Genomic DNA, 24,959 nt, shown 5'->3' with positions numbered 1-24,959 from the left:
TTAAAGCAATATTCTGCGGAAACATTTGGTTTTAATAGAGTATACGAGGAACAACCCGAACCTCGTAGAGAAACGACCCGAGACTCTACGAGAAAAAATAAAACCGTCTTAAATAACGTTTTCCGACGCTAACTGACAAGTAAATTCGCTCCAATCTTAACTATTAAAAGTATAATCAAAAAATTCATAAACCTAAATTATGCAATGAATATCCCAAGAAATAAGATGTTTTTGTCATGTAATCCTCTGCAAACCGTACAATGGGAATAATCAAAACCGGAAATGACGAAGATTTTTATCACTTGTGAGAACCCTCCCTTAAATTAGAGGATTACAGAGGATCAGGAATATCATTTTGTCAAATTGTAAATAGGCATGTACTGTATATTTCTATCATAGAACATTCAGAACCGTACAAAAATAAATCTTTCAACTAAATTGCCAAAGAACCACAAATAGCATAGAAAAAGGACTGCCGAAAAGTAAAGTCCCCGCCCCTACCAGATAGAGGTCAATAAACAATTCAACTCATATTCTTTTATACCTTTTTCAATAATATGATCGGTATCATACCAAAGTATTCTGATCGGAGCGAAAGGGTATGTAAAAATCCCGTTTGGAATCTTATATAAAAGAGCACGCTAAGTCTGTTTCGTTTTTCATGTCATTTTATTGTTTCTATTTGTAAAAGAGCTGTACTACAACAGTACATTTGCAGAAATCTCCAGCACGTATTTACATTAATTTATACAAAAAAACATCATTTCTGCTTTTTCCAATTAAAAAAGAACGTCTTTCCTTTTCTTTTCGTATTTTTGCATATCAATTCAGTCAGAACATGAAAAATGAACCCACATATAACTTGCTAAACGCCCTGAATACTCCCGAAGATTTGCGACGGCTCACGCCTGAACAACTGCCTGAAGTATGTGACGAACTAAGGCAAGACATTATTAAAGAAGTTTCCTGCAACCCGGGCCATTTTGCCGCCAGTCTGGGGGTGGTGGAGCTCACGGTGGCTCTGCATTATGTATTCAATACACCTTATGACCGCATCGTCTGGGATGTGGGACATCAGGCTTACGGACACAAAATTCTCACCGGACGCCGCGACACCTTCTCCACCAACCGGAAACTGGGAGGCATCCGTCCCTTCCCATCGCCCGAAGAGAGCGAATATGATACGTTTACTTGTGGGCATGCCTCAAATTCCATTTCGGCTGCGTTGGGTATGGCAGTGGCAGCCATGAAAAAAGGAGAACTGGGCCGCCACGTAGTAGCTGTTATCGGCGATGGTTCAATGAGTGGCGGACTGGCTTTTGAAGGGCTCAACAATGCATCGGCTACCCCAAACAACCTGCTTATCATACTGAATGATAACGACATGGCTATTGACCGTAGCGTAGGTGGAATGAAACAATACCTGTTCAACCTGACCACCTCCAACCGCTACAATCAATTACGGTTCAAAATCTCACGCCTGCTTTTCAAAATAGGACTGCTGAACGAAGATCGCCGGAAAGCACTCATCCGCCTGGGGAACAGCCTGAAATCACTTGTTGCCCAGCAACAGAATATTTTTGAAGGAATGAACATCCGCTATTTCGGGCCGGTGGACGGACATGATGTAAAAAATATCGCCCGTATCCTACGGGATATCAAAGATATGCAAGGGCCTAAAGTGCTCCACCTGCACACCCTGAAAGGGAAAGGATTCGAACCGGCAGAAAAGCACCCGGGTATTTGGCATGCACCCGGCAAGTTTGATCCTAAAACAGGAAAACGTCTGGTTGCCGACACAAACGGATTACCACCACTCTTCCAGGACGTCTTCGGACATACCCTAATTGAGTTGGCACAGCAAAACCCGCGCATTGTAGGAGTCACTCCTGCCATGCCTACAGGATGTTCCATGAACTATATGATGGAACAGATGCCGGATCGTGCATTCGATGTCGGTATAGCCGAAGGACATGCCGTGACTTTCTCCGGAGGAATGGCAAAGGACGGTATGCTGCCTTTCTGCAATATTTACTCCTCTTTTATGCAACGGGCTTATGACAATGTAATTCATGATGTAGCTATTCAGAAACTGCCGGTGGTGTTGTGCCTCGACCGCGCCGGTCTGGTGGGCGAAGACGGCCCAACGCATCACGGCATGTTCGACTTAGCGTATATGCGTCCGATACCCAACCTCACCGTAGCATCGCCCATGAACGAACACGAATTACGCAGACTGATGTATACCGCCCAACTGCCGGATAAAGGACCATTCGTGATACGATATCCACGCGGACGAGGAGTATTGGTAGACTGGAAATGTCCGTTGGAGGAAATTCCTGTAGGACGTGGAAGAAAACTGAAAGAAGGAAACGACTTGGCTGTCATCACCATTGGTCCCATAGGTAATACAGCCGCCAAAGCCATAGCGCGGGTGGAGAAAGAACAGCCCGGAAGAAGTATTGCCCATTATGACCTGCGTTTTCTTAAACCACTGGATGAAGAGCTACTTCATGAAATAGGGAAACAATTCAGACACATCGTGACCATAGAAGACGGAATCAGAGCCGGAGGTATGGGCAGTGCGGTGTTGGAGTTTATGGCAGATCACGAATACACTCCCGAAATACGACGCATAGGTATACAAGATCATTTCGTAGAACATGGAACAGTTGCACAGTTGTATGCACTCTGCGGATTGGATGAAGAAGGAATAGTGAAGGAGTTAGAGAAGGGAGAAGTAGAAAAAATGAAAAAGTGGAAGAAAGATGACAAAGAAAGAAGCTATCAAGCTGTTTGAAGAGAAAAAAGTACGTGCCATGATGGAGTATAAAGTAAGTGCTGGAAATAAATTAAAACGCAGATTAACGCAAATTTTCGCAGACGGTAAGGCTACGTTATATTTGAGGAAAGATATTCTTTACGTTAATCTATGCTAATCTGCGTTTCAAGACTTGTTTAATACTTAAAACAAAAAAAGAACAGCAATAAGCAGAAATGAAAATAATCATAGCCGGTGCCGGTAATGTAGGCACACACCTCGCCAAATTATTATCCCGCGAGAAGCAGGATATCATATTGATGGACGACGACGAAGAGAAACTCAGCGCGTTGAGTAATAACTTTGACCTCATGACTGTCACCGCCTCCCCTTCTTCCATCTCCGGACTGAAAGAGGTAGGAGTAAAGGAAGCCGATCTGTTTGTAGCAGTCACCCCGGACGAGAGCCGGAACATGACAGCCTGTATGCTGGCTCATAATCTGGGAGCACAGAAAACAGTAGCCCGCATTGATAACTACGAATACTTGTTGCCCAAAAACAAAGAGTTTTTCAAGAAATTAGGCGTAGACTCATTGATTTACCCCGAAATGCTGGCAGCCAAAGAAATAGTATCATCTATGAGAATGAGCTGGGTACGCCAGTGGTGGGAGTTCTGTGGCGGAGCGCTTATCTTGATCGGTGCCAAAATGCGTGAAAAAGCCGAAATTCTGAATATACCGCTTCACCAGTTAGGTGGCCCCACTATTCCTTATCACGTGGTAGCCATCAAGCGAGGTACGGATACAATCATCCCCCGGGGAGATGATGTTATTAAACTGAATGACATCGTCTATTTCACTACCACCCGTAAATACATTCCCTACATACGTAAGATAGCGGGTAAGGAAGATTACGCCGATGTGCGTAATGTAATGATTATGGGTGGAAGCCGTATTGCCGTACGTACAGCCCAATATGTGCCGGATTACATGCAAGTGAAAATCGTAGATAATGATATCAGTCGTTGCAACCGACTCACAGAATTGCTGGACGACCGTACCATGATTATCAACGGAGACGGACGCGACATGGATCTACTTATCGAAGAAGGATTAAAAAACACAGAGGCTTTCGTAGCGTTGACCGGAAATTCGGAAACGAATATTCTAGCTTGCCTGGCAGCCAAACGTATGGGTGTTGACAAAACAGTAGCAGAGGTAGAGAATATCGACTATATCGGTATGGCAGAGAGCTTGGATATCGGTACAGTCATCAATAAAAAGATGATTGCCGCCAGCCATATCTATCAAATGATGCTGGACGCAGATGTCAGTAATGTAAAATGCCTTACATTTGCCAACGCAGATGTAGCTGAATTTACAGTTAAAGCTGGTTCTAAAGTAACCAAACATCTCATCAAGGATTTAGGATTGCCCAAAGGAACCACCATTGGAGGTATGATCCGTAACGGAGAAGGTATATTAGTGACCGGTGACACACAAGTAAATGCAGGAGATCACGTAGTGGTGTTCTGCTTGAGTATGATGATAAAGAAAATCGAGAAATACTTTAATTAATGGAAAATTGAAAGTTGAAAATTGAAAATGGCTATGTAGCGTAGGAGTAATGATCAATAAGAAAAGAGGACCTAAAAAATTAAGAAAGCACAAAGCAAACACACTGCACAGCCATCTTCAATTTTCAACTTTCAATTTTCAACTTTCAATTAAACAACGTGATTAATTCAAAAATGATATATCGCATCATAGGGTTTCTGTTATTAATAGAGACAGCTATGTTGTTGTGTTGCGGAGGAGTGTCATTGCTCTATCGGGGAGACGACCTGCCAAGCTTCCTGCAATCGGCGGGTATTACGGCATGTGTAGGATTTCTGTTACTTCTTATCGGACGGGGAGCAGAAAAACGCTTGGGACGTCGTGACGGATATGTCATCGTCAGTGTAGCCTGGGTAGCTTTCTCACTTTTCGGCATGTTGCCATTTTATCTGAGTAGCTATATACCCTCTGTCACAAATGCTTTCTTTGAAACAATGTCCGGTTTCAGCAGCACAGGAGCAACCATACTGGATGACATCGAGCGACTGCCACACGGACTTCTTTTCTGGCGCAGCATGACGCAGTGGATCGGAGGATTGGGAATCGTATTTTTTACAATCGCCGTACTTCCCATTTTCGGAGTAGGTGGTATTCAGGTATTTGCAGCCGAAGCCAGTGGCCCCACACACGATAAGGTGCATCCGCGTATTGGTATCACAGCCAAATGGATCTGGAGTATTTATGCCGGACTGACAGGGGCACTTATCATTTTACTGATGCTGGGAGGTATGGATGTGTTCGATAGTATTTGCCATGCATTTGCTACTACGGGAACAGGCGGTTTCTCTACCAAACAGGCCAGCATTGAATTTTATCATTCTCCTTATATAGAATATGTAATCTCTATATTCATGTTTGTATCGGGTATAAATTTCACCTTATTATTATTGTTTGTCAACGGTAAATTCAGGAAGTTTATTCATGATGCCGAGTTAAAATGGTATCTCTGGTCAGTCATAGGCTTTACCGCTTTCATCGCAATAGTACTTTACTATAATAGTTCAATGGGAGTTGAAGAGGCTTTTCGTAAGTCGCTTTTTCAGGTAGCCTCCCTGCACACTTCTACCGGCTTTGCAACAGCAGACTATATGACATGGCCTTCTGTGTTGTGGGGTACACTAACCGTTATTATGATTATAGGAGCTTGCGCAGGAAGTACTACAGGAGGAATGAAATGCATCCGTTTATTGATATTGGCTAAGATATCCAGAAATGAATTCAAACATATTACACATCCCAATGCAGTGCTTCCGGTGCGTGTAAACAAACAGGTGATATCACCTTCCATACGCTCTACGGTACTGGCATTTTCTTTCTTGTATGCAGTGCTGATTATTGTCGGCACTCTGGCAATGATGGGCATGGGAGTAGGTTTATTAGAGTCATTGGGATGTACTATATCGAGTCTGGGAAACATGGGGCCGGGACTCGGTCTGTGTGGCCCAGCTTATTCATGGAATGAACTGCCCGACATGGGAAAATGGTTAATGTCATTCTTTATGTTACTTGGACGACTCGAACTGTTCACTGTATTATTATTGTTTAGTTCGGATTTTTGGAAAAAGAATTAACCCCAGTTCATATTAGTGAACCAACGTCGCGCTATGTTCTCATGGTACACCAATAAAACGGATAACAACAGAGCTTTTTATTATTGGTTATCAAAGAGAAAGAAGATCTTATCTGTTATCAACCGTTTATCCATCTTATCCGTGTGCCATAGAAATTTGTCGTGAGTTAAAAAAACCTTTTTTGTCATGCAGAGATTGCAAAAAGAATGAATTTAAATCCTATATTTGCAGCCGTTTAAAGAAGAAACATGAAACAAAGCTTAAAATATGGTATATTTTTAATATTTGCTTTGTTACTCCATTCAGCTATGATGGATGTAACAAAGGAGATTGTTATACCTGATATTCACAGCTACGAAGAATGTTCCGTTTCACAGGCGCGCCCCGTGCGAAATGCTATTGAAAAAATTTATCATTTCTATTCTGTACTTTCCTGCGAAATGGGTTATAGTGACCTTTCACACGTGCCCACCGATAAAAATTTTATCAGGCTGACCGCACGCCAGTGTGAATACAAAGGCCTTATCCCTCCCGATTGTATCTATTCATCGCATCAATATACGCACAATCCTGCAGACCCGATAGTGTTCTACATATACGGGCAGAGGAAAATCTTAATTTAGTTTTACCTCCGGATTACACAGGTATGCAATGTTATTGTGCAATATATTCTATTTCACTTATCTGTGTCAGTCTGCGTAATTTACGGTGAATTTCACCTTCCGTTTAGTTTCAGAAAAACGTTTCTCAATCTAAATATATACTTGGATTATGAATTTTACATTGTTAGTTGTTGTTTTGCTAACGGCAATTGCATTTGTCGGCGTGGTTATAGCTCTGTCAAGAGCCATATCTCCACGATCATATAATGCACAAAAGTTCGAAGCTTATGAATGTGGTATTCCTACGCGTGGGAAATCATGGATGCAATTCCGTGTAGGTTACTACCTGTTTGCGATCCTGTTTCTGATGTTCGACGTAGAAACAGTATTTCTCTTTCCATGGGCTGTAGTAGTACGCGACATGGGCGTACAAGCGCTTGTAAGCGTTGTCTTCTTTATAGTAATATTAGTGCTGGGACTTGCTTATGCCTGGCGGAAAGGAGCTTTGGAATGGAAATAACCAAAAAACCAAAAATAAAATCTATCCCGTATGAGGAATTTATCGACAACGAATCGTTGGAGAAGCTGGTTCAGGAACTCAACGCAGGCGGCGCAAACGTCTTCGTGGGAGTGTTGGACGACCTCATCAACTGGGGACGCAGCAACTCGCTGTGGCCGCTTACTTTCGCAACCAGTTGTTGCGGTATCGAATTCATGGCACTGGGTGCCGCGCGTTATGACATGGCCCGTTTCGGGTTTGAAGTAGCCCGTGCCAGTCCGCGTCAGGCAGATATGATCATGGTATGTGGTACTATCACAAACAAAATGGCACCGGTACTGAAACGCCTGTACGATCAGATGGCAGATCCGAAATATGTGATTGCCGTAGGTGGATGTGCCGTTAGCGGCGGACCATTTAAGAAGTCTTATCATGTGCTAAACGGAGTTGACAAAATCTTACCGGTAGATGTGTATATTCCCGGATGTCCGCCCCGCCCTGAAGCTTTTTATTATGGTATGATGCAGTTGCAACGCAAGGTGAAGATTGAAAAATTCTTCGGCGGAACAAATAGAAAGGAAAAGAGAAACAGTGAGTAGTGGTTAATGATTAGTGATTAGTACCATGCGGCGTATATTCATTCACTAATCACTACTCACTTATCATTAATCACTTATCACTAATCACTAATATAGTATGCAAGAAATTAAATATATTAAACCCGCAGCGTTGCGTAAAGAAATGACACGCTTGCGAAACGAACGGAAAATGGATTTCCTCGAAAGCCTCACCGGTATGGACTGGGGAGAGCCTACTGAAGGTGATGCACCGGACGCAATCCGTGGATTGGGAGTGGTCTACCACCTGGAATCGACAACAACCGGAGAACGCATCACTATAAAGACTTCTACCCTCAACCGGGAAAATCCGGAAATACCTTCTGTATGTGATCTTTGGAAAGCAGCAGAGATGAATGAACGTGAGGTGTACGATTTCTTTGGTATTGTCTTTTCAGGCCATCCTGACATGAGACGTCTTTTCCTGCGCAATGACTGGATAGGCTATCCGTTACGTAAGGATAATGATCCGGAAAAGGACAATCCGCTCTGCATGACAAACGAGGACACCATTGATACTACAACAGAAATAGAACTAAATCCGGACGGAACGATCAAAAACAAAGAAACCATTCTCTTTGGAGACGAAGAGTATGTAGTAAACATCGGCCCTCAACACCCGGCAACACATGGTGTACTCCGTTTTCGCGTATCACTGGAAGGTGAAATTATCCACAAGATAGATGCCAACTGTGGCTACATCCACCGGGGTATCGAAAAGATGAACGAAAGCCTCACCTATCCGCAGACTCTGGCGCTAACGGATCGTCTCGACTATTTAGGAGCACATCAGAACCGACATGCCCTGTGTATGTGTATTGAGAAGGCAATGGGAATCGAAGTAAGTGATCGTGTGAAATACATCCGCACCATCATGGATGAATTGCAACGCATCGACTCCCACTTGTTGTTTTACGCCTGCCTATGTATGGACCTGGGAGCACTGACTGCTTTCTTCTACGGTTTCCGCGACAGAGAAAAGATACTGGATATTTTTGAGGAAACTTGTGGCGGCCGACTAATTATGAACTACAACACCATTGGTGGCGTACAGGCAGACCTGCATCCGAATTTCGTAAAACGGGTAAAAGAATTCATTCCTTATATGAGAGGGATCATTCACGAATACCATGACGTCTTTACAGGCAATATAATCGCTCAAAGCCGCTTGAAAGGTGTAGGTGTACTGAGTCGTGAAGATGCAATTTCATTTGGGGCTACCGGTGGTACGGGACGTGCCAGCGGATGGGCTTGTGATGTTCGTAAACGTATCCCTTACGGAGTATATGACAAAGTAGATTTCAAAGAAATTGTCTATACGGAAGGCGATTCTTTTGCCCGCTACATGGTACGTATGGATGAGATTATGGAAAGTCTTAACATCATAGAGCAATTGATTGACAACATCCCCGAAGGTCCTTTCCAGGAGAAGATGAAGCCAATCATCCGTGTCCCCGAAGGTTCATACTACGCTGCCGTAGAGGGGAGCCGCGGTGAATTCGGTGTTTATCTTGAAAGCCGGGGAGACAAAACTCCTTACCGCCTGCACTATCGCTCAACAGGATTGCCATTGGTAAGTGTAGTCGATACCATCTGCCGTGGAGCAAAGATAGCCGACCTGATTGCTATCGGAGGAACATTGGATTATGTGGTACCGGATATTGACAGATAAAGGGATTTACGATTGGACGATTTACGATTTACGATTTTGGCTGCGCGAAGCGGAAAGAGTAAAAAGAGTAAACCGTAAATAAGAAAATCGTAATACAGAGTGTTTTAAATCGTAAATCGTCAACGTTCCTATGTGTTAAAGATTAGATAATGGTCATGACCGTAGGAAATAAATCGTAAATATAGATATGTTTGACTTTAGTATTGTAACAAACTGGATACACCAAATGCTGACTTCTGTCATGTCGGAAGGGTGGGCTGTATTCATCGAATGTGTGGCAATAGGAGTATGCATCATACTGATGTATGCAGTATTGGCCATTGTACTTATATATATGGAACGTAAGGTGTGCGGATTCTTCCAATGCCGTCTTGGTCCGATGCGTGTAGGCCCCTGGGGTTCTATACAGGTAATATGCGACGTGCTGAAAATGCTCACCAAAGAAATTTTCAATCCGAAAGGAGCAGACCAGTTTCTCTATAACCTGGCTCCGTTCATGGTGATTATCGCCTCTTTCCTCACCTTTGCATGTTTACCTATCAATAAAGGTATGGAGGTACTCAACTTTAATGTGGGTGTATTCTTCCTGTTGGCAGCCTCAAGTGTAGGCGTGGTAGGTATCCTGCTTGCCGGATGGGGTTCCAACAATAAATTCTCTCTTATCGGAGCAATGCGTAGTGGTGCACAAATCATCAGTTACGAACTCTCCGTAGGATTGAGCATCCTAACAATGGTAGTGCTGATGGGTACAATGCAATTCTCTGAAATAGTAGAAAGCCAGGCCAATGGCTGGTTCATTTTCAAAGGACACATTCCGGCAGTAATTGCATTTATCATCTATCTGATTGCCGGTAATGCCGAGTGTAATCGTGGTCCATTTGACCTTCCTGAAGCAGAAAGTGAATTGACTGCTGGTTATCATACAGAATATTCGGGTATGCATTTCGGATTCTTCTACCTGGCAGAATACCTGAATCTCTTTATCGTATCGGCTGTAGCTGCTACTATCTTTCTCGGAGGATGGATGCCATTGCACATCTCCGGACTGGACGGATTTAATGCAGTAATGGATTATATACCGGGATTTATCTGGTTTTTCGCAAAGGCATTCTTTGTAGTATTCCTACTGATGTGGGTGAAATGGACTTTCCCGCGTCTGCGTATCGACCAGATTCTGGCATTGGAATGGAAATACCTGGTACCTATCTCATTATTGAACCTGCTACTAATGGTATTAATCGTAGTCTTTGGCCTCCACTTCTAGTGCTTCCCGCACGGGGAGATGCGCCAAGCGGTGATTACGGCACGTGATAATTAATAAAACTACAAAGAAGAATGAAAAAAGAAGAATATACATATTTAGGAGGTCTGTTTAATGGTATCGGCACGCTGCTGACCGGTATGAAGACCACTATGAAGGTGTACTTCCGCAAGAAGATTACAGAGCAATATCCGGAAAACCGGAAGGAGCTGAAGATGTTCGACCGTTTTCGTGGCACACTGAATATGCCACATAACGAAAACAATGAGCATCATTGTATAGCCTGCGGATTGTGTCAGAATGCCTGCCCTAACGATACGATAAGCATCACTACCGAAACAATCGAAACAGCAGAGGGCAAAAAGAAAAAAATACTTGCCAAATACGAATACGACCTCGGTGCATGCATGTTTTGCCAGCTTTGTGTAAACGCTTGTCCACATGATGCTATTACGTTCGACCAGAACTTTGAACATGCCGTATTTGATCGTTCAAAGCTCGTCCTACAGCTAAATCACGAAGGCAGTAAAGTAATAAGTAAATAACGATTAACGTTTAGTAATTAGTGATTAGCAAGTTGCGGTATCTTCTCACTTCCTTATTAATCACTTATCACTGAACACTAAACACTAAATTCATGGAATTTACACTTGAAACAGTAGTATTCTACTTTCTGGCCGTGTTCATCTCAGTGATGTGTATCATGACGGTGACAACACAACGCATCGTGCGTTCGGCCACTTACCTGCTCTTCGTACTATTTGGTACGGCAGGTATCTATTTTCTGCTGGGATACACATTCCTGGCTTCGGTGCAGATAATGGTTTATGCCGGCGGTATTGTGGTACTCTATGTATTCTCCATCCTGCTAACCAGTGGAGAAGGCGACCGTGCCGAAAAGCTGAAACGAAGTAAACTCATAGCCGGACTGGGGACAACAGTAGCAGGAGCAATCATTGTGCTGTTTATTACACTTAGCCACCGCTTTGTATCTGTAGGCAATCCTGAACCTGTAGAGATAACAATCAAGACAATTGGACATGCATTGCTGTCAGGAGACAAGTATGGATATATTCTGCCGTTCGAAGCAGTCAGTATCCTATTATTGGCCTGCATCGTGGGTGGATTGTTAATTGCACGTAAAAGATAAAAAGATTGACGATTGGACGATTAGACAATTGAAGTAAGCTCTTCATAGCCTCGTAAATCGAAGGTAGCTTCAATCGTAAATAATAAATCGTAAATCAAAGTAATCTCAATCGTAAATAGTAAATCGTAAAATCGTAAATAGATATGATGATACACATGGAATATTATCTGGTGGTTTCAACCATCATGATGTTTGCAGGAATTTACGGATTCTTTACACGCCGCAACACGTTGGCTATACTGATATCCGTAGAATTAATGCTGAATGCAACAGATATCAACTTCGCTGTATTCAACCGTTTCCTTTTCCCGGATGGTCTGGAAGGATATTTCTTCGCACTGTTCTCTATTGCTATCTCAGCCGCAGAAACAGCAGTCGCTATCGCGATCATGATCAATATCTACCGTAATATCCGAAGTATCCAGGTGAAGAAACTGGATGATATGAAATGGTGAGAGGGAGAATTTTTAATTTTTAATCTTCAATTTTTAATTTAATCAAATGGAATATACAATATTAATACTTCTCCTGCCTTTCCTCTCTTTCCTGTTATTGGGAATCGGAGGTAAATGGATGACACATCGTACAGCGGGTATCATTGGCACTACTGTGCTGGGAGTGGTAGCTGTGCTGTCATACGTCACTGCAGTGCAATACTTCTCGGCTCCACGCCTGGAAGATGGTACGTTTGCTACATGGATACCTTATAACGTTGAATGGCTTCCTTTCACAGAAACACTGACATTCAACCTGGGAATTTTGCTCGATCCTATTTCAGTAATGATGCTCATCGTCATCTCTACTGTATCACTGATGGTACACATCTACTCCTTCGGCTACATGAAAGGAGAAAAAGGATTCCAGCGTTATTATGCCTTTCTGAGCCTGTTTACCATGTCAATGCTGGGACTGGTAGTAGCCACCAACATTTTCCAGATGTATCTGTTTTGGGAACTGGTAGGTGTTTCATCTTATCTGCTTATTGGTTTCTATTATACCAAACCGTCAGCTATTGCAGCAAGTAAGAAAGCATTTATCGTTACCCGATTTGCCGATCTGGGCTTCCTGATTGGTATCCTTATCTACGGATATTACGGAGGTACATTCGGTTTCACTCCCGACACGGTTTCACTGATCAGCGGAGGAGCTTCCATGTTACCTTTGGCATTAGGACTGATGTTTGTGGGTGGTGCCGGTAAGAGTGCCATGTTCCCGTTACATATCTGGTTACCGGATGCGATGGAAGGTCCGACACCTGTATCCGCCCTGATTCACGCAGCAACCATGGTGGTAGCCGGAGTATACCTGGTGGCACGTATGTTCCCGTTATTCATTGCCTATGCACCGGATGTATTGCACTGGATAGCTTACGTGGGTGCATTCACTGCATTCTATGCAGCGAGCGTAGCTTGTGTGCAGAGCGATATCAAACGCGTACTTGCTTTTTCTACTATCTCACAGATAGGATTTATGATTGTTGCCCTCGGAGTTTGTACTTCTGCCGATCCGCATCACGGAGGATTAGGTTACATGGCTTCCATGTTCCACCTGTTCACACATGCTATGTTTAAAGCATTGTTGTTCCTCGGTGCAGGTAGCATTATCCATGCGGTACACTCCAACGAAATGTCGGCTATGGGCGGATTGCGCAAATATATGCCTGTGACACATATCACATTCCTGATTGCATGTCTGGCCATTGCTGGTATCCCTCCTTTCTCCGGTTTCTTCTCTAAAGATGAAATTCTGGCAGCCTGCTTCGCTTTCAGCCCGGTTATGGGTTGGATTATGACTGTAATTGCGGCAATGACAGCGTTTTACATGTTCCGTCTTTATTACGGTATTTTCTGGGGCGGCGAGGCGCCGAACCGGGTTTCGTCAAGCGATGATAGCCACCACACTCCACATGGAACCGGAGGAGTTCACCCTCATGAGAGTCCGTTGGCTATGACTATCCCTTTGATATTCCTGGCACTTGTCACCTGTGGAGCAGGATTCATTCCTTTCGGACATTTTATTTCGTCCAACGGGGAATCCTATACCATCCATCTGGATTGGACGGTGGCAGGAACAAGTATTATTGTTGCCCTTTTGTCTATCGCACTTGCCACATTTATGTACAAAGGCAAGAGCCAGCCGCTTGCCGACAGTTTACAACACCGCTTTTCCGGTCTGTGGACAGCTGCTTATCATCGCTTCTACATTGATGATGTGTATCAGTTCGTCACTCACCGGATTATTTTCCGTTGCATCAGCAAACCCATTGCCTGGTTTGACCGTCATGTGATAGATGGTACATTCAATTTCATCGCCTGGGCTGCCAATGCAGCAAGTGATTCGATCCGTGGCTTACAAAGTGGTCAGGTACAACAGTATGCTTACGTATTCCTTTGTGGAGCGTTGGCACTTATCCTGTTGCTTATTCTCTGAGAGTAATTTCAATCGTAAATCGTAAATCGTTAAATTGTAAATATAAAGATGAATTTCTTATCAATTTTCGTACTAATTCCCCTTCTGATGCTGTTTGCTCTCTGGCTCAGCCGTAGCATTGCGCAGATACGCACGGTAATGGTAGTCGGCTCTTCGGCACTATTGATTTCGGCCATTGCGTTAACAGTAGGGTATTTGCAGGCACGCGCCGGTGGAGATACCTCCGAGATGCTTTTCCGGGCCGACACAGTCTGGTATGCGCCCCTTCACATAGCTTATTCCGTGGGTGTCGATGGTATCTCTGTAGCTATGTTGCTACTTTCGGCTGTCATCGTATTTACCGGTACATTCGCCTCCTGGCGTTTGCAGCCACTTACCAAAGAATACTTTCTGTGGTTCACCTTGTTGTCTATGGGTGTATTCGGGTTCTTTATCTCAATAGACCTGTTCACAATGTTCATGTTCTATGAAATAGCACTTATTCCGATGTACCTGCTTATTGGTGTATGGGGATCGGGCCGCAAAGAATATGCAGCCATGAAGCTGACACTGATGCTGATGGGCGGTTCTGCCTTTCTGCTGATAGGCATATTAGGTATCTTCTTCGGATCAGGTGGAACAACAATGAATATCCTTGAGATAGCACAGTTACACAATATCCCCTTCTCCCAACAATGCATCTGGTTCCCGCTTACATTCCTTGGATTTGGTGTATTAGGCGCCCTTTTCCCGTTCCATACATGGAGTCCCGACGGTCATGCTTCCGCACCGACAGCTGTATCTATGCTCCACGCCGGAGTATTGATGAAGTTAGGAGGATACGGTTGTTTCCGTATTGCCATGTATCTGATGCCGGAAGCAGCCAACGAACTAAGCTGGATATTCCTGATTCTGACGGGTATCTCCGTTGTGTATGGTGCCTTCTCGGCTTGTGTTCAAACAGACCTGAAATACATCAATGCCTACTCTTCCGTAAGCCACTGCGGTTTGGTACTTTTCGCTATCCTGATGATGAATCAGACAGCCTGCACAGGTGCTGTACTCCAGATGCTTTCACACGGATTAATGACAGCCCTGTTCTTTGCTCTTATCGGTATGATTTACGGACGTACCCACACCCGTGACGTCCGCGAGTTGAGCGGATTAATGAAAGTGATGCCATTTCTTTCGGTATGTTATGTTATTGCCGGTCTTGCCAATTTAGGACTTCCGGGGTTAAGCGGTTTCGTTGCTGAGATGACTATCTTTGTCGGTTCTTTCCAGAATACCGGTGTATTCTACCGCACAATGACCATCATCGCTTGTACAAGTATTGTTATCACGGCCGTATATATCCTGCGTCTCGTAGGTAAAATACTCTACGGAACCTGTACCAACAAACATCACCTGGCGTTGACAGATGCTACCTGGGATGAACGCTTCGCCGTGATCTGCCTCATCATTAGTGTAGCAGGTCTGGGGTTGGCTCCGTTCTGGATAAGTGATATGATCAGTGGTAGTGTTCTGCCTGTAGTATCCAACTTAATCCCGTGATCTCTCTTTAATTTTTAATTATTAATTTAGATTTGATAGAAATGGATTATTCACAATTTCTATATATGAAAGAGGAGTTATCACTGATAGCAGTTATCCTCATTATATTTCTGGCTGACTTGTTTATGGACCCGGAAAAGCGAAATACTCCCGGACATGCACGTTTTGCAACCCTGCTTCCTATCGCATTGCTGATCATTCATACGGTTATCAACCTGGTACCTGCAGCCGGTAATGCGGAAGCTTTTGGCGGAATGTATCAATATACGCCGATGCAAACCATTATCAAAGCAGTGCTCAACATCGGCACGATTATCGTATTCTTTATGGCTGCCGAATGGCTGAAGCTGGAAGATACAGCAATCAAACGCGGTGAATTTTATATCATGACACTCTCCACTTTATTAGGTATGTATCTCATGATATCTGCCGGACACTTCCTGATGTTCTTCATCGGCCTGGAAACAGCCAGTATTCCGATGGCAGCACTGGTTGCTTTCGACAAATACCGTCACCACTCTGCCGAGGCTGGTGCCAAATACATTTTGACAGCCTTATTTTCCAGCGCTTTATTGCTGTTTGGCTTATCGATGATTTATGGCACTTGCGGTACTCTTTACTTCAACGACCTGCCTGCACACATTGATGGTAATATGTTGCAGGTAATGGCATTTGTATTTTTCTTCTCCGGTATGGGATTCAAACTCTCTCTGGTTCCTTTCCATCTTTGGACAGCAGACGTATACGAAGGTGCACCGAGTGTGGTAACAGCCTACCTAAGTGTCATCTCAAAAGGTTCGGCAGCTTTCGTACTTCTCACAGTATTGATTAAAGTATTTGCCCCGATGATAGCAGACTGGCAGGAGGTTCTTTACTGGATCACAATTGTTTCTATTACAATAGCTAACCTGTTTGCGATCCGACAGCAGAACCTGAAACGCCTGATGGCATTTTCCAGTATCTCTCAGGCAGGATATATTATGCTGGGTGTGATTGGCGGTACAGCTTCCGGAATGTCTTCACTGGTATACTACGTATTGGTTTATGCAGTAGCCAATTTAGGCGTATTCGCAGTGATTACTATTGTAGCACTCCGCAGCCAAAGATTCACGCTCGAAGACTATGCAGGACTTTATAAAACAAACCCGAAACTGGCATTCATTATGACCTTGTCTCTATTCTCACTGGCAGGTATTCCACCGTTTGCGGGATTCTTCTCTAAGTTCTTCATCTTCATGTCGGCATTCCAGGCAGGTTTCCATCTGTTGGTGTTCATAGCGCTGATCAACACTGTTATTTCACTATATTACTACCTGTTGATAGTGAAAGCCATGTACATTACTCCTTCAGACAATCCGGCACCGGCATTCCGAAGTGACAACTGTACAAGAATAGGTTTGGCACTTTGTGTATTGGGTATTTTAGGCTTAGGTATTGCAAGTGTAGTTTACCAGACAATAGATAAGTTCGCATTCGGACTGTAAAGACCGGATGATCATCTTTCAAAGCAGAATATCAGAAGCGTGAGAAAGTTATCAACATGTAACTTCTAAACGCAGATTACACAGATTATCGCAAAACTTAAATTCAATTTGCGATAATCTGTGTAATCTGCGTTTTTTAATGTAACTGTTATTCCGTGTAAGTGCAACCATCACTTCGGGATAAGTGCCGATAGCTTCAAGCTGTCCTTACACTATCGGCAATATAAACCAGAAACAGGAGCCTTTACCCGGTTCAGATTCCACTCCGATCTCACCATGCAACTGATCTATAATACTCCGGCAAATAGAAAGCCCCAAACCGGTACCATGAATAAATGAATTCAGCTTCACGAAACGATCAAAAATCTGCACCCGGTATTCTTCCTTAATTCCAATACCCGTATCGGACACATAAAAACGAATTCTACTATCTTCCAGTTGTTCATATCCTACTTTTATAGTTCCTTCCGAAGTAAACTTAGCTGCATTATTCACAAAGTTAGAGATAACCTGGTGCAGACGGTTACGATCACTCATAATATAACATTCCGGCAAATGTTTATCAAATACCAGCTTTACTGTTTCTGTGGTCTTTCCCTGCATACTACGTACAATGTCCTCACATAACAAATTTACATTCACCTCCGTGATAGTAAATTCAAAAGTACCAGCTTCTATTTTCGACAAATCAAGGATATCCGAAATCAACTGTAACAATAGCTCATTATTCTCTTCAACAATACCGATGTACTGTTTGCGTTCTTCCACATCCTCGGTCTCTACCAATAATCCGGAGAAACCTACAATCGCATTCAGCGGAGTACGTATTTCATGACTCATATTAGCCAGGAAAGCACTTTTCAGATGGTCGGCTTCTTCTGCCTTTTCTTTGGCATCAATCAACTTGACTTCGATCTCCTTCATTTCCGTGATATCATAATTGATACCTATTATCTCTATCAGTCCTTCTTCAGGAGCATAATGAGACATCATAATATTCATCCGCACCCAATTCCATTCGGAGAAATCCGGAACTTTGGAATCCTGCATTTCCTCTGCTGTCTTGTGTACACGGACTTCACTACGAAAACTTTTACTACGTCCTTCTATTACCTCCTGATAGAAATTAAGAATCTGTTCACGATCGTCGGGATGTATTTTACTATACACACCTACAATATCTGCCAACGGAGCATCCTCTTCCTCACCCATGTTCTTAAACCACTGCTTTATAGCATATCCTTGCTTATCAAGAAGATTGAGCTTCGCATAGCCTACTTTAGCATAATCAGAAATCAAAAGGAAGAAGTTTTCAAAATCCTGTATCTTTTTGATAGCATCCAATTGCTCGGTGTTATCCATATTCAAAAATATATACCCGAGAAACTTACCATCCTTGCCAAAGAACTTACTCACCTTGGTATAGAGAGCTATATATCCTTTTCTTTCAGATTCATAATATTCTCGTATACTGGTAAACGTATAATTCATACGAAAATCCAGCTTTTCTTCATTGCGCATCCGTTCTCTGATTTCCTCCGATATATTCGGGTTATCAAATACGTTAACACCCAATACATCTGCTTTGTCACGAACCCCGAATATTTCCATGTCTTTATTATTAATATCGATCATGAAACCATTCTGATCATAGATTTCTATACCAACAGGAATATTAGCAAAGACTATACTCAAGAGCTTTTCACTACGGTCCAGTGCCTTGTGTGCCTGTTCAGTCTCTGTTATATCAACAAAGAGTGCCACTATCTCATCTTTTTCAGGAGAATAAACAATACAACGGCTATTTTTACCGGATACAGGAAAAGATACTTCTAATTCTTTATAACCACTCCCATCTATAATATCAGCAATATAATTCAGCTTCTGCTGATAGTTAACATGCAGTTCACTGGCATATTTCCCAATATAATCAGTACTTGGAATCCCCATCAGATCAGTACACATCTGATTCGTATCAGTGACCAGATAATCTATCGGCTTACCCTCAGCATCACGTACAATACTTATATGAATATATCCGATAGGCATATAGTGAAACAAATTGTGCATGAAAGCCTGCTCGTGTTTAGCCTCATCACGGGCATAACGCAGTTCGGTACAAATACTGATAATATTGGCTAATGAAGAGAGCCACTGACAGTCGTCATTGCTCCACATATGAGTACGTTTCACTAAATCCACTCCCAGATACCCACGTACTTTTTCCCCAGATTTGAGAGGGACAACCAACAGCGATTTAATATTCTGCTTACTAAGAATATCATATTCAGCCGGAGCTTTTTCCTTCAGGTCTTCAACAGAATTAAGGATAATTGGCTGCCCGGAAAGAATTCTCTCCGTCCACCATGGAAGTTCCTGAGCCGGGATATTCTGTAAAATATCAATTTCCGGCTTCACTCCATCTGCCAAGACCTCAAAAATACAACTATGATGTTTACACTCCTCGTCATACTCAAAGATATAAACGCGCCCTCCCTGAAAAAACTGAAGTATATCATTCAATATACTATTGATACCGGGTGTAGCATCCGACTCCTGAACAAAATAATAGAGCGATTGTGAAATTGAGTTTTGCCGTGCAAGTTGTTCATTAGTACGTATGGCAAGCCTCGCTGCCATATCTTTTTCTGCTCCTTCCACCTGACGAATATAGCCAAAGGCTATTAATTCACCCGCTTTATTTCTTTTCTTAGAACCCAGATGTGAATGAATCCATATTTCCTTTTCATCAATAAGCAGAGGATAAGTCTGATCATATACATCAATGTATGACAAAGAGATGAATTCACGCTTGGTACGTCCATTATAATCCTGCCGGATCAAACGAGAAAACGAATCAAAACTGATCTCATCGTTTTCCAGTTTAAGTAAATCGCAAATATACTCAGAACAACGAAAAGTTCTGGTAGCAAAATTGGCCTCCCACCAGCCTATTTGTGCTAAAAAAGTAAGCTCACGCAAACGTTCGTAATCGTTGCATTGAAAGTTAGTAGAAACGGCCATACAATACAATTATCTATATTCGGCAAAAGTAATTAATTAATTATATATTATGGCACTAAAAGAGTTTTTTTACATGCAGCATTTTCACCTATCGAAAAACCCATAAAGACACCTGATTGTAACAGAAGTGCAAACCGATTGTATTTCAAGTGTATTACCTATGTAATCCCTTCTCCGCACCTTTGCAACGTCAAAAGAAATACACCTATAATGAATATGAAACAAGCATTTAGAAAAGCAATTTCGTTCTTCTTTTTACTCACCGTACTGACTTTTGCAGCACAAGCAGGTAACATTCATGGTACAGTCACAGACCGGGTTACAAACGAGCCACTGACCGGAGCAACCATACAACTTTCAGGGACTACACTCGGAACAGTTGCCGACATGGACGGCAAGTACCAATTCAACAATCTCAAGAGTGGTATATATACGCTTGAAATAAGATACATAGGATATAAAGACATTATACAGAAAGATATAAAGGTCACCCATGCGCCACTCATACTTAACTTTGAGATGGAGGCTGACGCACAGACGTTGAGTGATGTCACCGTTGTGGCACGCATGAAAAGAAATACCGATGTGGCAATGATGACCGACCAACGCCGAAGCCTGGTAGTACAAAGCGGAGTATCGGCCCAGCAAATCAGTAAAACACAAGACAAAGACGCTTCGGAGGTTATCAAGCGGGTACCAGGTGTATCCATTATCGATGAAAAGTTTGTTATGGTACGCGGACTCTCGCAAAGGTATAATAATGTATGGATAAACGGAGGGGCCGTGCCCAGTTCGGAAGCCGATTCACGTGCTTTCTCATTTGACATCATTCCCAGTTCACAACTTGACAACATGGTGATCGTGAAAAGTCCTGCACCGGAATATCCCTCGGACTTCACAGGAGGTTTTATTATGATCAATACCAAAGATATGCCAAGTGAAAACAGCTTTAACCTCTCTGTGGGTGCGGCAGTAAATGACAATACCCATTTCAGGGATTTCTACTATAACAAGGGAAGCAAAACCGATCTGCTTGGTTTCGACAACGGGCTACGTTCACTACAAGGAGGCATTGACAAAATAATGAATACTTTTGATGGCAAGGCCGTGGATCTGATGAATAACGGATTGAACAATGATTGGACCGTAAAAAGCAAAAAGCCCCTGCCCGATTTGAAACTGAATACTTCCTACAGCCACATCTGGGATACGGAAAGCGGACGCAAATACGGTCTATTGGCTACACTGAACTATAGCAACAGCTATAAAACTTACAAGGATATGGAAAACTCCCTGTTCGGAGCTTATGACGTAACTCATGACCACTCAGTATATCTACGCAGAAGCATAGACAACCAATACAATAACGATGTGCGCCTCGGAGCCATGGCAAATCTTACTTTCCAACCCAAAGACAGCCGTCATCATTTTGAATTCAAGAACATCTTCAACCAGCTTGGCAAAAGTCGGTACACCACCCGCGAAGGTATAGATGCACAGAGCAATAATGAACGGAGTATGGAATATTACTACTCCAGCCGGACTACCTACAACGGGCAATTCACCGGAAAACATACCTTTGACAACGGCAAACTGGATTGGAGTACCGGATATGCATACGCCAACCGTAATATGCCCGACCGTCGCCGCATCCTGTTGAATGATGAACTTGAAAAGGACAGGATAGGGCTAACCAGTGGTTCGGATATCAGCCGTGAGTTCTACAAGCTGGACGAACACATTGCTTCGGCCAACATCAACTATCAACACGAATATTCTTTCGGTACATTCAATCCGACACTGAAAGCCGGTGCTTACAGCGAATACCGTACACGTGAGTTTACCACCCGCCGCTTCTATTATAACTGGAATCAGGCAAGCAACACACTCCCGGCTGACTTTCGCTATATGGATATGATAAATACCGTATTACGTCCGGAGAATTATGGTTTAGACAAACTTCACCTCTTTGAAGAGCCCAACAAACTGAATGACTACAGTGGAAATAATATCCTGGCAGCCGGATACATAGGAGCCAATCTGCCTTTGGGAGCTTTTAATATCTACGCGGGAGTACGTTATGAGTACAATCAAATGGAATTGATCAGCAATACCCGCTCTACAGCCAAAAGCCCCCAAAGCAAGTACTATACCAATAATGACCTGTTTCCGTCTCTGAACATCAGCTATGAACTGACGGAAAAGCAGCAATTGCGTCTGGCTTACGGAAAGTCTGTCAACCGTGCCGAATTCCGTGAAGTTTCCAGCTCCGTATATTATGACTTCGATCTAGCAAGTCCGGTAGAAGGAAATCCGGACTTAAAATCTGCGTATATTCAGAATATAGACTTCCGTTATGAGTATTATCCTTCCGGCGGAGAGGTGATCTCAGTAGCACTTTTCTACAAGAACTTCCAGAATCCGATAGAGTGGACTTATACCGTAAACGGAGGAACAGACCTCACCTATTCTTATAAGAATGCCAAAGCAGCCAACAACTATGGTATCGAACTTGATATCCGTAAGAACCTCGGCTTTATCGGCCTGAAAGATTTAAGCTGGACTTTCAACGGAGCATGGATCAAAAGTAAGGTAGAATTCGATAAGAACAGCATTGAGCTTGACCGCCCCATGCAGGGACAATCTCCTTACCTCATCAATACAGGCCTTTTCTATCAGAATGAGAAGCTGGGACTGAATGCTGCCGTACTTTACAACCGTATCGGAAAACGCATCATCGGAGTAGGCCGCAGTGTAGGAAGTGCCGGAAGTGAAAACACCAACAACTTACCCAACTCCTATGAGATGCCACGTAACACAATAGACCTTTCTCTAAGTAAGAAGTTCGGCCGTTGGGAAGTGAAAGCCGGTGTACGCGATCTGCTTGCCGAAAAAGTTTACTTCAAACAGGTCTCGGAGGTACGCAAAGGTGACGTGAAGTCAGAACATGAAGAGATCACCCGCGCTTATCAGCCCGGAAGAAATATTAATCTGAGTATTAGTTTTAATCTATAATTCATCACTTAAACAAAGAATGACAATGAAAAAGAGTATGTTTGCAGCCCTTTGCCTCTCATCTATATTGGCACTTGGCACCATAACAAGTTGTAGCGATAACGAAAGTGCTCCTTCTTACTTTATCGATCCGAATGAGGACACCAACATTAAAGATCTGGAAGTACTCTTCGGCAATAATGAGGGTGCCCAACAATGGGAAGTGAAACAGAACGTACACATCACCAAAGGTACGTATCTTATGAAAGGCTGGTGTTACATCACTGACGGAGTGACGGTTACCATTGACCCGGGTACGGTAATCCGTGGCGACAAGAGTACAAAAGCCGCTTTAATTGTAGAACGTGGTGGTAAACTGATTGCCGAAGGTACGGCTCAAGAACCGATTGTAATGACTTCCATGATGAAAAAAGGTCTCCGCCGTCCGGGTGACTGGGGTGGACTCATCATCTGCGGAAAGGCAAATAACAATCAGAAAGAGCAGCAAATAGAAGGTGGTCCCAGAACCAAACATGGAGGCAATGACGATAACGATAACTCCGGTATCTTCAAATATATCCGTGTAGAGTTTGCCGGTTTCCCTTTTGAAAAGGATAAGGAAATCAACGGTATCACTTTCGGTTCGGTAGGTAAAGGTACGGTAGTAGACCACCTGCAGGTATCCTATTCTAATGACGATTCTTTTGAATGGTTCGGCGGAAGCGTAAACTGCAAGCACCTGATTGCTTACAAAGGCTGGGACGACGACTTTGATACGGACAATGGATTCTCCGGAAACGTGCAATTCTGCCTGGGCGTGCGTGACCCGAAAATTGCAGACGTATCACAGAGTAACGGATTTGAGTCGGACAACTGTGCTGACGGTAATATCGCAGCCACGCCTATTACGACAGCTGTATTCAGTAATGTTACCTTTGTAGGCCCTGCCACAAAACTCAACGCTGATTTCCAGAATACTTCGGACTACATCAATGCCGGTGATCTCTATCCTAATAACAACTCCGGTCTTGGTAAATTCCAGTCGGCTATGCAGATACGTCGCAGCAGTAACCTGAATTGCGTTAATTCCGTAGCCATCGGCTGGCCTATCGGACTGATCATCGACGGTGAAAAAGGAAATACGGTTGAATCGGCCAAAGAAGGGAAGATCGTATTGCAAAACATCTATCTGGCTTTGGGCAAGAACTCGGTTGTGGGTACGGATGCTAACAAGAAGTACGAAGATGTACTTGGTACATACAGTGACGGTAAGATTACTTACGACGAAACAAAACCGTCTTATTCCAGCACTTTCTTCAAAGCACAGAAAGGAAATACAGTGTTTGAGAACGAAGACGATCTGAAACTAATCGACACGAAAAACGTAGGACAGAAATATGCACCAACAAGCGAAAGTCCACTGCTGGGTAAAGCTTCGTTCGATGCCGTACCCAATGCTACCCAACTGGAAAAAGTTACTTATATCGGTGCTTTCTCCGCACAAGACAACTGGATGGATAACTGGACCAACTTTGATCCGGAAAATACAGACTATTAGTGCTTCCCGCACGGGGAGGTACGCCAGGCGATGAGACTATTTAAATATCAGGTAGACAGGATTGCCCGGGATGGCTCATTGGTTAGGTTAGGAAGGAATGTATTGTTGCCCGGTGCAGGGCCGACGCATTAAATAAATTACTATTGCATATGTACTTTTCTTATTGTTATTTAATTGAATATTAATT

At 43.2% G+C, this 24,959-nt stretch carries 18 protein-coding genes; 17 read left to right on the top strand and 1 reads right to left on the bottom strand.

Features of this window, described 5'->3' with window-relative positions:
* Positions 1 to 838: 838 nt before the first annotated feature.
* From dxs to ACESQI_RS22870, 15 genes are all read left to right on the top strand, one after another.
* The gene (gene dxs / locus ACESQI_RS22940; RefSeq protein ID WP_234130736.1) at positions 839 to 2,800 is read left to right on the top strand and encodes a 1-deoxy-D-xylulose-5-phosphate synthase; all 1,962 of its coding nucleotides are present in this window, start codon (positions 839 to 841) and stop codon (positions 2,798 to 2,800) included.
* Positions 2,769 to 2,939, top strand: a complete 171-nt coding sequence (locus ACESQI_RS22935) for a hypothetical protein (RefSeq protein WP_195349376.1) — start codon at positions 2,769 to 2,771, stop codon at positions 2,937 to 2,939. Before dxs ends, ACESQI_RS22935 begins: the two co-directional genes overlap by 32 nt.
* 58 nt (positions 2,940 to 2,997) lie before the next feature.
* Positions 2,998 to 4,338 carry a Trk system potassium transporter TrkA gene (gene trkA, locus ACESQI_RS22930; protein WP_007484117.1) on the top strand — a complete coding sequence of 447 codons (1,341 nt, stop codon included), beginning with the start codon at positions 2,998 to 3,000 and terminating at the stop codon, positions 4,336 to 4,338.
* 158 nt (positions 4,339 to 4,496) lie between these two features.
* Positions 4,497 to 5,948, top strand: a complete 1,452-nt coding sequence (locus ACESQI_RS22925) for a TrkH family potassium uptake protein (protein WP_002559335.1) — start codon at positions 4,497 to 4,499, stop codon at positions 5,946 to 5,948.
* Between the two features lie 248 nt (positions 5,949 to 6,196).
* Complete coding sequence (locus ACESQI_RS22920; RefSeq protein ID WP_002559334.1) at positions 6,197 to 6,571, top strand: hypothetical protein; 375 nt, start codon at positions 6,197 to 6,199, stop codon at positions 6,569 to 6,571.
* Between the two features lie 148 nt (positions 6,572 to 6,719).
* Positions 6,720 to 7,070 (top strand): NADH-quinone oxidoreductase subunit A, encoded by a 351-nt coding sequence (locus ACESQI_RS22915; RefSeq protein ID WP_002559333.1) that lies wholly within the window; start codon positions 6,720 to 6,722, stop codon positions 7,068 to 7,070.
* The gene (locus ACESQI_RS22910; protein WP_002559332.1) at positions 7,061 to 7,648 is read left to right on the top strand and encodes an NADH-quinone oxidoreductase subunit B; all 588 of its coding nucleotides are present in this window, start codon (positions 7,061 to 7,063) and stop codon (positions 7,646 to 7,648) included. The genes ACESQI_RS22915 and ACESQI_RS22910 overlap by 10 nt, the downstream gene beginning before the upstream one ends.
* Before the next feature lie 97 nt (positions 7,649 to 7,745).
* The gene (locus ACESQI_RS22905) at positions 7,746 to 9,338 is read left to right on the top strand and encodes an NADH-quinone oxidoreductase subunit D (protein ID WP_234130735.1); all 1,593 of its coding nucleotides are present in this window, start codon (positions 7,746 to 7,748) and stop codon (positions 9,336 to 9,338) included.
* A gap of 187 nt (positions 9,339 to 9,525) precedes the next feature.
* A complete protein-coding gene (nuoH, locus tag ACESQI_RS22900) occupies positions 9,526 to 10,602 on the top strand; it encodes an NADH-quinone oxidoreductase subunit NuoH (protein WP_002559330.1) in 1,077 nt (358 codons plus the stop codon).
* A 71-nt stretch (positions 10,603 to 10,673) separates the two neighbouring features.
* On the top strand, positions 10,674 to 11,144 hold the full coding sequence (locus ACESQI_RS22895; RefSeq protein ID WP_002559329.1) for a 4Fe-4S binding protein: 471 nt from the start codon (positions 10,674 to 10,676) through the stop codon (positions 11,142 to 11,144).
* 92 nt (positions 11,145 to 11,236) lie between these two features.
* The gene (locus ACESQI_RS22890) at positions 11,237 to 11,749 is read left to right on the top strand and encodes an NADH-quinone oxidoreductase subunit J (protein WP_122200867.1); all 513 of its coding nucleotides are present in this window, start codon (positions 11,237 to 11,239) and stop codon (positions 11,747 to 11,749) included.
* 146 nt (positions 11,750 to 11,895) lie between these two features.
* Complete coding sequence (gene nuoK / locus ACESQI_RS22885) at positions 11,896 to 12,204, top strand: NADH-quinone oxidoreductase subunit NuoK (RefSeq protein ID WP_025818955.1); 309 nt, start codon at positions 11,896 to 11,898, stop codon at positions 12,202 to 12,204.
* 46 nt (positions 12,205 to 12,250) lie between these two features.
* Positions 12,251 to 14,179, top strand: a complete 1,929-nt coding sequence (nuoL, locus tag ACESQI_RS22880; protein WP_195660876.1) for an NADH-quinone oxidoreductase subunit L — start codon at positions 12,251 to 12,253, stop codon at positions 14,177 to 14,179.
* Between the two features lie 48 nt (positions 14,180 to 14,227).
* Positions 14,228 to 15,712, top strand: a complete 1,485-nt coding sequence (locus ACESQI_RS22875) for a NuoM family protein (protein ID WP_044094882.1) — start codon at positions 14,228 to 14,230, stop codon at positions 15,710 to 15,712.
* Positions 15,713 to 15,753: 41 nt separating this feature from the next.
* Positions 15,754 to 17,196 (top strand): NADH-quinone oxidoreductase subunit N, encoded by a 1,443-nt coding sequence (locus ACESQI_RS22870; RefSeq protein ID WP_002559324.1) that lies wholly within the window; start codon positions 15,754 to 15,756, stop codon positions 17,194 to 17,196.
* 207 nt (positions 17,197 to 17,403) lie between these two features.
* Here the strand turns inward: ACESQI_RS22870 and ACESQI_RS22865 are convergent, their stop codons facing one another.
* The gene (locus ACESQI_RS22865; RefSeq protein ID WP_195660948.1) at positions 17,404 to 20,220 is read right to left on the bottom strand and encodes an ATP-binding protein; all 2,817 of its coding nucleotides are present in this window, start codon (positions 20,218 to 20,220) and stop codon (positions 17,404 to 17,406) included.
* Positions 20,221 to 20,436: 216 nt separating this feature from the next.
* On the opposite strand from ACESQI_RS22865, the gene ACESQI_RS22860 reads away from it, so the two are divergent.
* Together ACESQI_RS22860 and ACESQI_RS22855 are read left to right on the top strand one after the other, a co-directional pair.
* Positions 20,437 to 23,235 (top strand): TonB-dependent receptor, encoded by a 2,799-nt coding sequence (locus ACESQI_RS22860; RefSeq protein ID WP_263667954.1) that lies wholly within the window; start codon positions 20,437 to 20,439, stop codon positions 23,233 to 23,235.
* Between the two features lie 25 nt (positions 23,236 to 23,260).
* Complete coding sequence (locus tag ACESQI_RS22855; protein ID WP_002559321.1) at positions 23,261 to 24,772, top strand: hypothetical protein; 1,512 nt, start codon at positions 23,261 to 23,263, stop codon at positions 24,770 to 24,772.
* Positions 24,773 to 24,959: the final 187 nt, after the last annotated feature.

It is taken from the genome of Bacteroides sp. HPS0048 (assembly GCF_964240755.1).
Taxonomy (GTDB): domain Bacteria; phylum Bacteroidota; class Bacteroidia; order Bacteroidales; family Bacteroidaceae; genus Bacteroides; species Bacteroides nordii.
The sequence above is the reverse complement of the archived record's forward strand: the minus strand, read 5'-3'. Positions and strand labels throughout refer to the sequence as shown.

Bases quoted from the DNA above. Each gene is read 5' to 3' on its own strand.
- dxs (WP_234130736.1), top strand. From the start codon at position 839: ATGAAAAATGAACCCACATATAACTTGCTAAACGCCCTGAATACTCCC.
- nuoL (WP_195660876.1), top strand. From the start codon at position 12,251: ATGGAATATACAATATTAATACTTCTCCTGCCTTTCCTCTCTTTCCTG.
- ACESQI_RS22895 (WP_002559329.1), top strand. From the start codon at position 10,674: ATGAAAAAAGAAGAATATACATATTTAGGAGGTCTGTTTAATGGTATC.
- ACESQI_RS22860 (WP_263667954.1), top strand. From the start codon at position 20,437: ATGAAACAAGCATTTAGAAAAGCAATTTCGTTCTTCTTTTTACTCACC.
- ACESQI_RS22915 (WP_002559333.1), top strand. From the start codon at position 6,720: ATGAATTTTACATTGTTAGTTGTTGTTTTGCTAACGGCAATTGCATTT.
- ACESQI_RS22855 (WP_002559321.1), top strand. From the start codon at position 23,261: ATGAAAAAGAGTATGTTTGCAGCCCTTTGCCTCTCATCTATATTGGCA.
- ACESQI_RS22920 (WP_002559334.1), top strand. From the start codon at position 6,197: ATGAAACAAAGCTTAAAATATGGTATATTTTTAATATTTGCTTTGTTA.
- nuoK (WP_025818955.1), top strand. From the start codon at position 11,896: ATGATACACATGGAATATTATCTGGTGGTTTCAACCATCATGATGTTT.
- ACESQI_RS22875 (WP_044094882.1), top strand. From the start codon at position 14,228: ATGAATTTCTTATCAATTTTCGTACTAATTCCCCTTCTGATGCTGTTT.
- nuoH (WP_002559330.1), top strand. From the start codon at position 9,526: ATGTTTGACTTTAGTATTGTAACAAACTGGATACACCAAATGCTGACT.
- trkA (WP_007484117.1), top strand. From the start codon at position 2,998: ATGAAAATAATCATAGCCGGTGCCGGTAATGTAGGCACACACCTCGCC.
- ACESQI_RS22910 (WP_002559332.1), top strand. From the start codon at position 7,061: ATGGAAATAACCAAAAAACCAAAAATAAAATCTATCCCGTATGAGGAA.
- ACESQI_RS22935 (WP_195349376.1), top strand. From the start codon at position 2,769: ATGACAAAGAAAGAAGCTATCAAGCTGTTTGAAGAGAAAAAAGTACGT.
- ACESQI_RS22890 (WP_122200867.1), top strand. From the start codon at position 11,237: ATGGAATTTACACTTGAAACAGTAGTATTCTACTTTCTGGCCGTGTTC.
- ACESQI_RS22905 (WP_234130735.1), top strand. From the start codon at position 7,746: ATGCAAGAAATTAAATATATTAAACCCGCAGCGTTGCGTAAAGAAATG.
- ACESQI_RS22865 (WP_195660948.1), bottom strand. From the start codon at position 20,220: ATGGCCGTTTCTACTAACTTTCAATGCAACGATTACGAACGTTTGCGT.
- ACESQI_RS22870 (WP_002559324.1), top strand. From the start codon at position 15,754: ATGGATTATTCACAATTTCTATATATGAAAGAGGAGTTATCACTGATA.